The organism is Streptomyces sp. NBC_01481 (assembly GCF_026339995.1).
Taxonomy (GTDB): Bacteria; Actinomycetota; Actinomycetes; order Streptomycetales; family Streptomycetaceae; genus Streptomyces.
Map to the genome: position 1 here is coordinate 40,294 of NZ_JAPEPT010000001.1, position 11,080 is coordinate 51,373.

Annotated in this window: 15 protein-coding genes and 1 pseudogene; 7 read left to right on the forward strand and 9 right to left on the reverse strand. The window is 68.7% G+C overall.

The features are described 5' to 3' along the window. Positions 1 to 2: 2 nt before the first annotated feature. From OOK40_RS00245 to OOK40_RS00255, 3 genes are read right to left on the reverse strand one after another with little or no spacing between them, the layout of a single operon-like run. Positions 3 to 1,301, reverse strand: a complete 1,299-nt coding sequence (locus OOK40_RS00245) for an ArsB/NhaD family transporter (RefSeq protein ID WP_266475538.1) — start codon at positions 1,299 to 1,301, stop codon at positions 3 to 5. Beyond that, positions 1,298 to 1,756 (reverse strand): CBS domain-containing protein, encoded by a 459-nt coding sequence (locus OOK40_RS00250; protein WP_266475540.1) that lies wholly within the window; start codon positions 1,754 to 1,756, stop codon positions 1,298 to 1,300. The genes OOK40_RS00245 and OOK40_RS00250 overlap by 4 nt, the downstream gene beginning before the upstream one ends. Next, positions 1,743 to 2,984, reverse strand: a complete 1,242-nt coding sequence (locus tag OOK40_RS00255) for a sodium:proton antiporter (protein WP_266475542.1) — start codon at positions 2,982 to 2,984, stop codon at positions 1,743 to 1,745. The genes OOK40_RS00250 and OOK40_RS00255 overlap by 14 nt, the downstream gene beginning before the upstream one ends. Positions 2,985 to 3,353: 369 nt before the next feature. On the opposite strand from OOK40_RS00255, the gene OOK40_RS00260 reads away from it, so the two are divergent. After that, entirely contained in the window at positions 3,354 to 3,650 is a 297-nt protein-coding gene (locus OOK40_RS00260; RefSeq protein ID WP_266475544.1) for a hypothetical protein, read from the forward strand. Between the two features lie 308 nt (positions 3,651 to 3,958). Then, the gene (locus tag OOK40_RS00265; RefSeq protein ID WP_266475546.1) at positions 3,959 to 4,279 is read left to right on the forward strand and encodes a MerR family DNA-binding protein; all 321 of its coding nucleotides are present in this window, start codon (positions 3,959 to 3,961) and stop codon (positions 4,277 to 4,279) included. A gap of 204 nt (positions 4,280 to 4,483) precedes the next feature. Here the strand turns inward: OOK40_RS00265 and OOK40_RS00270 are convergent, their stop codons facing one another. Next, entirely contained in the window at positions 4,484 to 4,657 is a 174-nt protein-coding gene (locus OOK40_RS00270; RefSeq protein ID WP_266478670.1) for a DUF3179 domain-containing (seleno)protein, read from the reverse strand. A gap of 740 nt (positions 4,658 to 5,397) precedes the next feature. Beyond that, entirely contained in the window at positions 5,398 to 5,742 is a 345-nt protein-coding gene (locus tag OOK40_RS00275) for a hypothetical protein (protein WP_266475548.1), read from the reverse strand. Positions 5,743 to 5,823: 81 nt separating this feature from the next. Here OOK40_RS00275 and OOK40_RS00280 point away from each other — a divergent pair, with 81 nt between their 5' ends. The 3 genes from OOK40_RS00280 (at position 5,824) to OOK40_RS00290 (ending at position 7,200) form a co-directional block, all read left to right on the forward strand. After that, the gene (locus OOK40_RS00280) at positions 5,824 to 6,252 is read left to right on the forward strand and encodes a heavy metal-responsive transcriptional regulator (protein WP_266475550.1); all 429 of its coding nucleotides are present in this window, start codon (positions 5,824 to 5,826) and stop codon (positions 6,250 to 6,252) included. 75 nt (positions 6,253 to 6,327) lie between these two features. After that, positions 6,328 to 6,630 carry a DUF427 domain-containing protein gene (locus OOK40_RS00285; protein ID WP_266475551.1) on the forward strand — a complete coding sequence of 101 codons (303 nt, stop codon included), beginning with the start codon at positions 6,328 to 6,330 and terminating at the stop codon, positions 6,628 to 6,630. 249 nt (positions 6,631 to 6,879) lie between these two features. Further along, on the forward strand, positions 6,880 to 7,200 hold the full coding sequence (locus tag OOK40_RS00290; RefSeq protein ID WP_266475552.1) for an MmcQ/YjbR family DNA-binding protein: 321 nt from the start codon (positions 6,880 to 6,882) through the stop codon (positions 7,198 to 7,200). A gap of 147 nt (positions 7,201 to 7,347) precedes the next feature. Here OOK40_RS00290 and OOK40_RS00295 read toward each other — a convergent pair. After that, positions 7,348 to 8,207, reverse strand: a pseudogene (locus tag OOK40_RS00295) (RNA polymerase sigma factor); the annotation flags it as partial. A 16-nt stretch (positions 8,208 to 8,223) separates the two neighbouring features. On the opposite strand from OOK40_RS00295, the gene OOK40_RS00300 reads away from it, so the two are divergent. Continuing rightward, positions 8,224 to 8,535 carry a DUF427 domain-containing protein gene (locus OOK40_RS00300; RefSeq protein ID WP_266475554.1) on the forward strand — a complete coding sequence of 104 codons (312 nt, stop codon included), beginning with the start codon at positions 8,224 to 8,226 and terminating at the stop codon, positions 8,533 to 8,535. 8 nt (positions 8,536 to 8,543) lie between these two features. Here the strand turns inward: OOK40_RS00300 and OOK40_RS00305 are convergent, their stop codons facing one another. Next, entirely contained in the window at positions 8,544 to 9,227 is a 684-nt protein-coding gene (locus OOK40_RS00305; RefSeq protein WP_266475556.1) for a CDP-alcohol phosphatidyltransferase family protein, read from the reverse strand. Positions 9,228 to 9,382: 155 nt separating this feature from the next. On the opposite strand from OOK40_RS00305, the gene OOK40_RS00310 reads away from it, so the two are divergent. Continuing rightward, positions 9,383 to 9,949, forward strand: a complete 567-nt coding sequence (locus OOK40_RS00310; RefSeq protein WP_266475557.1) for an SRPBCC family protein — start codon at positions 9,383 to 9,385, stop codon at positions 9,947 to 9,949. Positions 9,950 to 10,165: 216 nt separating this feature from the next. Here the strand turns inward: OOK40_RS00310 and OOK40_RS00315 are convergent, their stop codons facing one another. Next, complete coding sequence (locus OOK40_RS00315) at positions 10,166 to 10,642, reverse strand: DUF3179 domain-containing (seleno)protein (protein ID WP_266475558.1); 477 nt, start codon at positions 10,640 to 10,642, stop codon at positions 10,166 to 10,168. 10 nt (positions 10,643 to 10,652) lie between these two features. After that, on the reverse strand, positions 10,653 to 10,982 hold the full coding sequence (locus tag OOK40_RS00320) for a DUF3179 domain-containing (seleno)protein (protein ID WP_266475559.1): 330 nt from the start codon (positions 10,980 to 10,982) through the stop codon (positions 10,653 to 10,655). Positions 10,983 to 11,080 lie beyond the last annotated feature (98 nt).

The following is an 11,080-nucleotide window of genomic DNA, read 5'->3' on the forward strand; positions in this document are numbered from 1 at the left end:
GGTCAGGCCAGGGCGAAGTAGCGCAGCCACACATACCCCGCCGACATCGCCACGGTGACGGCGGTGACGACGAGCCCGTACTTGGTGAACTGCCAGAAGGAGATGGGGGTGCGGTTGCGTTCGGCGATGCCGAGGACAACGACGTTGGCGCTGGCGCCGATCGCGGTGGCGTTGCCGCCGAGGTCCGCGCCGATGGCCAGGGCCCACCACATGACATGGTTCGTGTCGCCGCCCATCGCCTCGACCAGGTCGCTCGTGATGGGCGCCATGGTGGCGACGTACGGGATGTTGTCGATGATGCCGGACAGTACGGCGGAGGCGCCGAGCATCAGCATGGAGCCGCCAAGCTCGTTGTCGCCGATGGCGTCGGCGAGGGCCTTGGACACCTCGCCGATCACGCCGGTCTCGATCAAGCCGCCGATCATGATGAACAGCCCGGCGAAGAAGGCGAGCGTCGGCCACTCGACCTCGGCCAGCACCTCCCCGGTCTCCGCAGTGGACAGGGCGATCAGCAGACCGGCGCCCAACAGCGCGACGACGCTGGGCTCGTAGTGGAGCACCGGGTGCAGGACGAATCCGGCGACGACCAGAGCCAGGACGATCAGGCCCTGAACCAGGAGCCGGGGGTCACGGATGGCTTCGCGCTCCTCCAGCTCCATCACCTCGGCCGCGCGGTCCTCGTCGTAGACGAAGGACTTACGGAACAGCCAGCGGCACATGGCGATCAGGACCACGATCAGCAGAGCGGACAGCGGCGCGAGGTGGACGAGGAAGTCATTGAAGGTGAGGCCGGCCCGGCTGGCGATGATGATGTTCGGCGGATCACCGACGAGGGTCGACATACCGCCGATGTTGGAGGCCAGGACCTCGGCGATCAGGAACGGGGCGACCGGCAGGGCGAGCCGTTCGCACACCAGCAGGGTCACCGGCGCGACCAGCAGCACGGTGGTGACGTTGTCGAGCAGCGCCGAGGCCACCGCGGTGATGACGACCAGCATGGTCATCACCCGGAAGGGCCTGGCCTTGGCTCTCTTCACGGACCAGATGGCCAGGTACTCGAACATGCCGGTCTTCTTCAGCACGCCGACGATCATCATCATGCCCATCAGCAGGAAGATGACGTTCCAGTCGATGCCGCTGTGCTCGGAGTAGAAGGCGGACGTGTCGTCGGTCGCCCTGATCGCCAGCATCAGCCCGGCGCCACCGAGAGCGGCCGCCACCCGGTGGATCTTCTCGCTGATGATCAGGGCGTACGTGCCGGCGAAGACGACGATCGCGGCCCAGCTCTGCCAGTCGTTCACGATCCTCCGATGAGTCGTTCCAACAGGCGGGCGGCCGTGATGGCGCCCACCAGCCGGACCTGGTTCCCGTCGCGTTCGATGACGGCGACCAGTGGGGTGTGGGTCCGTGCCATGAGTGCTGTCACCTGCAGGGCTCCCGCGTCGGGCCCGACCACCGGCGGCGTGTACGTCCGCGGAGGAAGCCACGCGGTGACCGCCAGACCCGCGATCTTCTCAGTGACCTCGGCGAGGTGCCGGTCGTCGATTGCGGCTGCCCGCCGCGGGTCTTCCAGTACGTACTCGGGTACCAGCTGCTTGATGAGCTGGGAGCCCTGCACGATGGCGTACGGTCGCTGGGCGGTATCGAGCACGAGCAGCGCGGGCAGCTCGTGCTCGGTGAGCAGCCGTGCCGCATCCACCGCGCTGATGTCCGTCGAGACAGAGGGGTAGGGTTCTGCGAGGTCACGCGCGAGCATGGCCGGCCTCCTCGCCGTGGTGAACTTCCGCTGCGTCGTTGTTGGCGGGGATGCCCGTCAGGTCCTCGACGTGGAAGAGCCGGGCGATCGGCACGTCCGTGCTGCTGTGGGCGATGATCGAGGCCGCGATGCAGACCGCGATCAGGGTGTACGCCTCCTGGCCGTGCGGGATCCCTGCCTGCAGCACCAGCAGCCCGTACACCACCGAGGCGAAGCCCTTCGGCCCGAACCAGGCCGCGACCAGCTTCTCCCGTCGGTCGAACCGCGTACCGATGAGAGAGATCAGCAGGGACGCCGGACGGATCAACACGATCGCCAGGACCACAGCGACGTACCCGCCGAAGGACAGGTCACCGAACAGCTGTGGCGTGAGCAGCGCGCCGAAGACCAGCAGCGCGGCGAACTTTGCCAGCTCGGCCAGTGCCTCACCGAGCGGCTCGAACGCCGCCTTCGCCTCAGGAGACGCCGCGGTGAGCACCGCGCCCGCGGAGAAGGCCGCGAGGTAGGGGTTGGCGTGGGTGAGGTGGCACAGCCCGTACAGGATGATCCCGATGGCGAGCGGCAACAACGGCTGCAGCTTCGGCTCCGCGCCCAGCAGCCGGAACCGCACGAGGCTGGTGACGAACAGAGGCAGCACGATGCCAAGGGCCAGTCCGAGACCCAGCTCCAGCCCGATCTTCGCGAGCGATGCCTCGGCGTGGCTGGCCGTGGGGCCGGCCGCGGCGATGAGGATCAGGACGATCGGCAGGGCGAGGCCGTCGTTGATGCCGCTTTCCACATTCAGCAACTGCCGCAGCTTGGCCGGGACTTCCTTGCGCCCCACGATCGCCGAGGCGAACACGGGGTCGGTGGGCGCGAGCACCGCACCGACAAGGAACGACGTCGTCCAGTCGAGGCCCACCACATAGTGCGTGATCAGGGCCATGCCGGCGAAGGCGAGAGGCATGCCCAGGCCCAGAGCCCGGGCCGGGTTCTTCCAGTTGGCGCGCAGCTTCGGGAAGGCGACGTGCATGCCGTCCGTGAACAGCACCGCGAACAGAGCGAGGTCCGCAGTGACCGCGACTATCTCGCTGTCCGGCGTGATGTGGATCAGGCCGAGGAAGCCGTCACTGACCAGCACCCCGCCGACGAGGAAGAGGAACGAGGTGGACAGGACCGTACGGGCGGCAAGCCCGGAGAGCAGCACCGCGATGAGCAGTGCGACTCCGAAGACAGCAACGAGCACCATGACGGTGTCCCCCGATCGGCAAAGAGAGCTCTCTCGAATTCGCCGACCAGGCTTCCCGGCACACCGCTGGGAACCATACCCGTTCCTTACGGAATCTTGACAGGTTCCTAGGCCGCTTCTTCCGGATCAGCAAGCCCTCGGGAGGCAGGGCTATTGCCCGGCCGCCGGGGCGCGGGGGAAGACAGGTGTCCTTGCACCGCCAAATCGCCCGCCCGTTCGAGCAGGTGTTCACGCACGCAAAGCTCGACGCGCTCCTGGCCCGCATCGCCGACCGCGAGCCGCACCTCCGACTCGCGGCCTGACGACCAGAATTTCCGGCCGCGTGTACTAGGATCCGCCGCTAGCATCACTCGATCGATAGGAGGCCCGATGATCGGCGTGCTCGTGACTTTCGCGCAGACCGACAAGTTCGATCGTTCAACTATCGCAAAGATTGCCGGCGAACTCCGAGGACCGTTCGAAGGCATGGCCGGCCTTCGCTTCAAGAGCTTCATGCTCGACGAAGACGGCGTTCAGGCAAGGAACTTCTACGTGTGGGATGACGAGGAGAAAGGCCGCGCCTTCTTCACGGAGGAGCTCGTCGACAAGGTGACGGGGATTTATGGCGTCCCGCCCAAAATCGAATATCTCGATATCGTGGGGTTCGTCGATAACTCTGGCACCTGATTCTCAAGGAGGCTGTCGCACAAACCTTTGCTGTCCAGGCCGTTTTGAACCATCGGGGCATGCCACAGAACATCCTCACATGCGATCGAGACCACGCGCTGCTGCCCCCCTGCAGCCCCCTGACCTGCGCGACTGGCTGCCCGAGGACCACCTCGCCTGGTTCGTGATCGAGGCGATCGAGCAGCTCCACCTCGAGCCCTCGGCCGCCCGGCCCCTGCGTTTAAAGCGCCCGGCGCGCCGATTCTGCGGAAAGGCCCGAAGCCGATTCCCCCGGATCATCTCGCTGACCAGATGAAGATGCCCGCGATGTGGAGGCCGGCTTTGAAGATGGTGGCGGTCTCGGCTTCCGCCTCTACACCGAGGCCGATGTCGGCCTGATGGTGATCCGCCGGATGAAACCACTCGGCTTCACCCTGGATCAGATGCGTGACCTGCTGGACGCCACCGACCGCCTTGATGGTGAGCAGCTGACGCCGGATGAGCGCGAGGCCCTGCTGAAGCGTGTCCGCGAATACGAGCAAGGCACTGCGGAGCAGGTGGCCAAGCTGCGCGTCCAGCTGGCGCGGGCCGAGGAGTTCGCGCGCACGCTGCGCGAGCGGGTGCAGCGGAGCCGGGGTGCCACGGTCTAGAGCGGATAGAAAACCGGACGCAAGGGCATCAGCACCGGCAGGAGCGCCGCTGCCGTGCTGGTCCCCAGGACGAGCAGGAACGTCGGTACGCGGCAGGCGAATCCGAGCAGGAACGCGGGCAGGACTCTGAGCAGCCGTGCGTCCGGTGGTACGGACGAGATCCTTGTGGATGGGCCAGCCGTTCCTCACCGACGCGTACGCCGATCACGATGTCCTTGTCGGGGAAGGGTCACTCGTGGCGTAGCCGCCGCGATCCGGGTACCCGTCGTAGGAGCGGTACGGGTCGCTGCCGCAGCTGCGCAGGGCGCCGGTGTCGGTGGAGAGCACGTCCGTGTCTGGGTGCGCGGTACGCCACTGCTTCCACGTCGTCCACACCAGTGGGACGGGACGTGCACCGTTTTCTGCTCTCCGACGCCCGTATCGCCGCGCGTATCACGGCGATCCCCGGCCGCCGCCTCGCCGATCTCACAGCGTGGTGCTCGTCGATCCGTGCAGATCGTTACGCCCCCTCACCGTCCCCTGGAGGTCCCCCAGGGGGCGTGTGCCCAAGCACGGTTGACCGGTAACTCCACGTCGGGGCGTGGACTGCAAATCTCTGCGCAGCGGAGAGCCTTACCGGCGAAAAGGCCCCGCCCTCTTCGCCCGAGGGTGGAGCCGCACGGCCTCTTCACAGGTCAGCCGCCTGATCACAGGCTACGGCTGATCACGTAACCCGGACGATGCGGCGGGTCTCAACCTCATCGAGCCGCGCTGTGGCCGCCCGGCAGCGTTCGGCTTTGGCCCACAGCCTCTCCGCTTTCCCAACCTGCCCCCTGGCCTTCGCCTCGACCGCACGATCTTCGAACTGCCTGGCTTGCCTCGTCAGGGCATCACGGGTCGTGGCACTGCCCAAGCCCCTCTCCATGCACATTGCTGCCCTCTCCCTCTGGTCTCCGTTCCAGCGTAAGTCCGGGCGGTGACTGAGCCAGCAGCCGCGCGGCCTCGTCGCACGTCACGGGCCGTGCGGTAGTACGACTCGGCGATCGGCTCCAGTGAGTCGGGGGCGGGCCGAGTACCGGTCTCGGCCCGCCCCGGCCTGCCCGGCCCAGAGGATCGAGGATGTCCGCCTCGCAGCACTGCTACCCCGCGGCCTCGGGCAGACCGGCCTCCGCGAGCGCGCGTCGCAGTTCCGCCACGCTCGGTGCCCCGTCAGTGGTGCCGTCCGCATGGCGGTAGAGGCGGCAGGAGACGCTGGGCCGGTCGCCCCGGGCAGCGGCGAACGGATCGGCGCCGTCGAGCAGGACGGTGGGTGAGCCGGTCAGCCCCCACCGGACGGCTCCGGCCTCGTCGGACACCTCGATCAGGTCCACCTGCGCGGCCCTGCCGGCCAGAGCGGCCTCGATCCTGTCGCGTACGACAGGGGCGTTCGGGCAGTCCGGAACCGCCAGCACCGTGATCCGCACCTTGGTATCCCGTTCGTTCATGGCGTGTCCTCCCGGCTCATCAGCTCTGTCCGGACCGTAGACCTTCCAGTGCAGTGGAAGGTCAAGGGCTAGCCTGGAGACATGCGCATCGGTGACCTCGCCGCCTCCAGCGGGCTGACCACGAAGGCCATCCGCTTCTACGAGCAGGCCGGGCTCCTGCCCGCCCCGCCCCGCACCCCGGGCGGCTACCGCGACTATCCGAAGCAGACCACGAGGCGGCTGGCGTTCATCCGCGACGCCCAAGGAGCCGGGCTCACCCTCGCCGAGATCCGCTCGGTGCTCGCCCTGCGCGATGCCGGAGCATCCCCCTGCGCGCACGTCACGGCACTCATCGACCAGCATCTCGCCGACATCGACCGACGCGTGGCCGAACTCCGCGCCACCCGAACGGCCCTGCGCGCCCTCGCCTCGCGGGCAGCCGCGACCGATCCGGCCGACTGCACCGACGCCGACATCTGCCGCATCCTCATCGGGACAGACGACGCGGCGAACGGTGAGCGCCGTCACTGAACCACGCACCGGCCGCGCATAGCGTGATCAGGACCGGGGAACGTCCCGGGTTGGCGCACGAGGAGGAGCATGGCCATGCTTCGCGCTGTATGGAACGGAACTGCCATCGCGGAGGCACCGCGCACGGTCGTGGTGGACGGCAACCACTACTTCCCACCCGAGGCGCTGAACCGCCAGTACTTCACCGAGAGCCGCTCTCGGTCGTTGTGCTTCTGGAAGGGGCTCGCCCGGTATTACACCATCACTGTCGACGGGCGGTCGAACCCGAACGCGGCCTGGTACTACCCACACCCCAGCCCCCTCGCACGCCGGATCAAGAACCATGTCGCGTTCTGGCAGGGCGTGCGGGTCGAGGGCGAGCCGGAGACCGCACCGTGACCGGCCGCCGCCTTGCCCGAGCGGCATCGTGGACCGCGGGCGGCGCAGAGGTTGCCGCAGGCAGGCGGTCGGTGATGTCGGCGGCCGTGCTGATGCCGGAGCCCCGACGGGGGAAAGGACTACTTGGGCCGGCGCGCGCGGGCAACGACCGGAGCCTGTGTCCGCGTTCCTTGGCTGGCGGGCCGGTGGAAGCATCGCTTTCGGTCTTCCGTCTTCGCCACTGAAATCCACCACGCTGGGAGGCCACCGATGTCTGACTGCCCTACCGACTTCTTCACAGATGTCAGCACACCAGCTCTCGCCCACCCGGATGTGGCGACCGGCACGATGATGGGGTTCCCCTGCCTGCGGGTCTCCGGCGCCTTCTTTGCCTCCTGCGATCCCCGGTCGGGCGACCTTGTAGTCAAACTCCCCCACGAGCGCGTCGAACAGCTCATTGCGGACGGTGCTGGCCAGCCGTTCACGCCGGCTGGGCGGACCTTCCGAGAGTGGGTCGTGATCGGCGACCGCGATGCGGCCCGTTGGGCTGAACTGATCGACGAAGCCCGGGTTTTTGTCAGCGAGCAGTAGCGGACAAAAAAAATGAGGGGCGATCCCGCGCCAACTCCTACTCGAAACCATGCCCATGGTTCCGCCCTCTGGAGCACGGGGCACTGAGCCACGCCCTGACGGCGGGCGGCTACGCGCGCGATGCCCGCGCGCTGCAAGCCGGTTCGCTCAGCGCGCAGCTCGGCCGCCGAGCCTGAGGAAGTCCCGCTCTGCGTCCGTCGGCGCCATGGCGGCCGCACGCTCATAGGCGGCCGCGGCCTCGCTGTTCCGGCCCAGTTGTTGAAGCAGATCGGCTCGCGTGGCGTGGAAGGGGTGGTAGTTGTCCAAGTCCAGCTCGTCCACCAGAGCCAGTGCGGCGGTGGGGCCGTGCACCTCGCCGATGGCGATGGCACGGTTGAGAGCCACGACCGGCGTGGGAGCGATCGCGAGCAACTGATCGTACAGGGCGACGATCTGCGACCAGTCGGTCTGCTCGAATGTCGCGGTGTCCCCATGTACGGCATTGATGGCGGCCTGGAGCTGATAGACACCGGGGTGGTCCCGGTGAAGGCACTTGCGGACGATCGCCTGGCCCTCCTCGATCAAGGCCCGATCCCATCGGCCGCGGTCCTGCTCGCCGAGCAGCACCAGGGAGCCGTCGGGCCGCAGTCGTGACGCGCGACGGGACTCGGTCAGGAGCAACAGTGCGAGCAGGCCGGCCACCTCCGGCTCGTCGGGCATGAGCGTCGTCAGGATCCGTGCCAGCCGGATCGCCTCGGGGCACAGACCCTGTTCGGCCTGTCCGGTCAGTCCGGCGTTGTAGACGAGGTAGACGACGGCCAGCACCAGGGGCAGGCGGTCGGGCAGCTCGTGATCCTCCGGTACGCGGTAGGGGATCCGGGCGGCCTTGATCTTGTGCTTGGCACGCACGAGGCGTTGCGCCATCGTCGGTTCAGTCAGGAGGAAGGATCGTGCGACCTCCGCGGTCGACAGGCCGCCGAGCAGTCGGAGGGTGAGAGCCACCTGCGCTTCCGTGGATGAGGAGCAGGCCATGCTGCGCGCGGTATGGAACGGCACGGTGATCGCGGAGGTCCCGCGCATGGTGATCGTCGAGGGCAACCACTGCTTCCCGCCCGAGACGCTGCACCGTCAGCACTTCACGCCGAGCGGAGCACGACCTGGTCCCTGTGCTTCTGTAAGGGAGTGGCCCGCTACTACGGCCTTGAGGTCGAAGGTCGGCCGAATCCGGATGCCGCCTGGTATTACCCGAAGCCCAGCCCCCTGGCCCGGAAGATCAAGGATCACGTGGCGTTCTGGCAGGGCGTCACCGTCGAGGGCGCGCAGGAGCCGTCGCGGTCGGGCGCCGACGGCGTCTGAGTGAGGGGTCAGCGGCGGGTGAGGTGGCGTAGTGCGACGAGGCCCTGCATGACGGCGGCCGGCCGCAGCAGCGTGGGGCGGGGCCGCTCGGGCATGGTGCCACGGCGCAGCGCCATCGCCGTGACGGTGACTACGGGAAGCGCCCATGCTGCGACGGCGGCGGTCCGTACGGCGCGGCTGGGTTCGTGGCGCAGGGTGAGCCAGGTCCAGTACGCGGCGTCGGCGAAGGTGTCGGCGTAGTCGCCGAACGGGGAGACGGTGCCGCGGCGGCGGGCCAGGCGGCCGTCGGCGAGGTCGAGGACAATCGCCAGCGGCCCGGACCAGCGACTCGCCCCGCCGGGCAGGGCCGGCAGGTTGGCGCGGATCAGAGTGAGCGTGTCGGCGGCGGTGAGCTGTTCGCGCCGCTCCAGCAGGCCCAGGTGCAGCACGGCGAGGGCCCAGCTGGTTGCCACCCAGCGGCGTCCCGGGCGCCTGCCCGCGGCCAGGGCGAGCAGCAGACTGTGCAAGGCGGTGAGCTCGGCCAGGGCTCGTGGGCGGTTGGCCGCTTGCCGCAGTGATCTGTGGGCGGCTTGCGCCAGGAAGCGTGCGACGGCGGGCGGGGAGAGGCGCCCTCCCCGCAGGATGTTCAGGAGGGCGTTGGTGGCAGCGCGGCTGTCGGCGAACTCGGATACGGACTTCACTGCGGACTCCACGCCCGTGTCCTTTCCTGGGGTTATGGGTGGGTGCTGGGTTGCGCTCACGGTAGGCGGCTGGACGGTGGTTGAAGGTGAGCGCGCTCACCGATCAGCTGGGGCATCCGCCCTAGCCTCATTCTGAGAGGAACAGGCCCAGCAGGAAGGGCGAGGGCATGGCATGGGTCGGCGGGTTGGTGGTCGTGGGGGTCGCAGGTGGTGCGGTGGCCGGGTATGTGGGGCTGGTGACGGGGGCGCTGCCCTTGGATGTGGGGATTGGCCGGCGGACGCGCCCGCTGGGGCCGCAGACGGTCGACATCGCGGCGCCCCGCGAGGTGGTGTTCGAGGTGATCGCCCAGCCCTATCTCGGGCGGGCTACGCGCGCGATGCGGGAGAAGGTGCAGGTGGTGGAGCGTGGCGCCGACATGGTGCTGGCAGCGCATCACACGCCGGTTGCGGGTGGGCGGCTGACGACGACGACGGTGGAGACGGTGAAGTTCAGCCGCCCGGAGCGGGTCGACTTCCGGCTGGTGAGAGGGCCCGTGCCCGCCGTCACGGAGTCGTTCACGCTCAGCGAGCGGGGGCCGGGGACCCGGCTGGTGTACGAGGGTGAACTCTCCACGGACTTGTGGCGGGCGGGTCAGTGGTGGGGCGGCATGGTCGCTCCGCGCTGGGAGGCGACCGTCGCAGCGTCCCTGGCAGCGGTCAGGCAGGAGGCGGAGAGGCGCTCGGCCCTGCCGTGAGCCCGAGTGCCCTGTGTCGGCCGATGCGGGGTTACGGAACGGCGGGCTTGCCGTGTTCGTGCGGCAGCTGATGGAAAAAGGTGCGGGCCAATGGCACCAAGACGGATCGGACGCACTGAACGGCGCGTGGCCGGTGATCGCGTCCTGCCGGAATCCCCGGCTGTCCCGGGCCCGGTGCGGCTGCGCGATCGCGTGAGCGAATGGCTGGTCAGGGCGCTACGGCGTGCGGGGTTCTGCTGGCTGCCGCCTCCGCACGGCTGACCCCACGGTATGCGCCCTGGTGGGCGACCTTCCTTGCGCGTAGCCGCTGCGGTCCGGATACGAGTCGTAGGAGCCGTACGGGTCGCTGCCGTAGCTGCGCAGTGCCCCAGTGTCGGGCGAGAGCACCTGGGTGTCGGGGTGCGCGGTCCTCCACTGCTTCCAGGTGGTCCACACCAGGGGGACGGTGTCCAGTCGGGTGCCCTTGAGTGGGCCGCTGACCGCGGTGCCGAGCAGCTGGGGCCACTCGGATCCGGTCTGCCGGTCGTACATCAGCAGGTTGGAGTTGATCAGGCGGCCGGTGGTGCCGAACGTCAGCTGCTGGACGCCGGGCGGTGCCTTGAACCCGATGACCGTGCCGGTCAGCGGGCAGTAGGTGACAGCGATCGGCCGGCCGCCGGCGGTGTCGTTGACGATCTCGTGCCACACCAGCACGAGCTGTGGGTTACGCCCTTACCTCGCCGCGGTACTCCAGCCCGAACACCGGCTCGTCGTCGGCGAGGAAGTCCGCGTCGCGCGCCTGGACGAACCGTGGCCGGTCGACGGACGGGATCCCGTCCTTGCCCGGCCCGCCGGAGACTGCGGCAGCGGCCAGCGCCTCCAGCGACGGGTTCTCGCCAGTCTGCACGGCCGTCACCGGCTCGGATGGGCGATCGGAGAGGGCCTGCCAGCCGATGACGACCCCGCCCACGAGCAGGAACGTGGCCGCCCCGATCACGCCCGCGCCCTTGATTGCCTGCCTTCGACGCGGGCGGGGGGACTGCTGACCGGTCACCTGGCACCTCCCGAATCCTCGGGACACCGGCTCGCGCGGTGAAGGACACCGCTTGATGCTGCTGATCGTCCCGCGAGCGAGGTGGTGGTTCGGTGAGC

Coding starts and splice junctions, on each gene's coding strand:
- OOK40_RS00250 (WP_266475540.1), bottom strand. CDS start 1,756: ATGCTCGCGCGTGACCTCGCAGAACCCTACCCCTCTGTCTCGACGGAC.
- OOK40_RS00255 (WP_266475542.1), bottom strand. CDS start 2,984: ATGGTGCTCGTTGCTGTCTTCGGAGTCGCACTGCTCATCGCGGTGCTG.
- OOK40_RS00260 (WP_266475544.1), top strand. CDS start 3,354: ATGATCGGCGTGCTCGTGACTTTCGCGCAGACCGACAAGTTCGATCGT.
- OOK40_RS00275 (WP_266475548.1), bottom strand. CDS start 5,742: ATGAACGAACGGGATACCAAGGTGCGGATCACGGTGCTGGCGGTTCCG.
- OOK40_RS00280 (WP_266475550.1), top strand. CDS start 5,824: ATGCGCATCGGTGACCTCGCCGCCTCCAGCGGGCTGACCACGAAGGCC.
- OOK40_RS00285 (WP_266475551.1), top strand. CDS start 6,328: ATGCTTCGCGCTGTATGGAACGGAACTGCCATCGCGGAGGCACCGCGC.
- OOK40_RS00290 (WP_266475552.1), top strand. CDS start 6,880: ATGTCTGACTGCCCTACCGACTTCTTCACAGATGTCAGCACACCAGCT.
- OOK40_RS00300 (WP_266475554.1), top strand. CDS start 8,224: ATGGAACGGCACGGTGATCGCGGAGGTCCCGCGCATGGTGATCGTCGA.
- OOK40_RS00310 (WP_266475557.1), top strand. CDS start 9,383: ATGGCATGGGTCGGCGGGTTGGTGGTCGTGGGGGTCGCAGGTGGTGCG.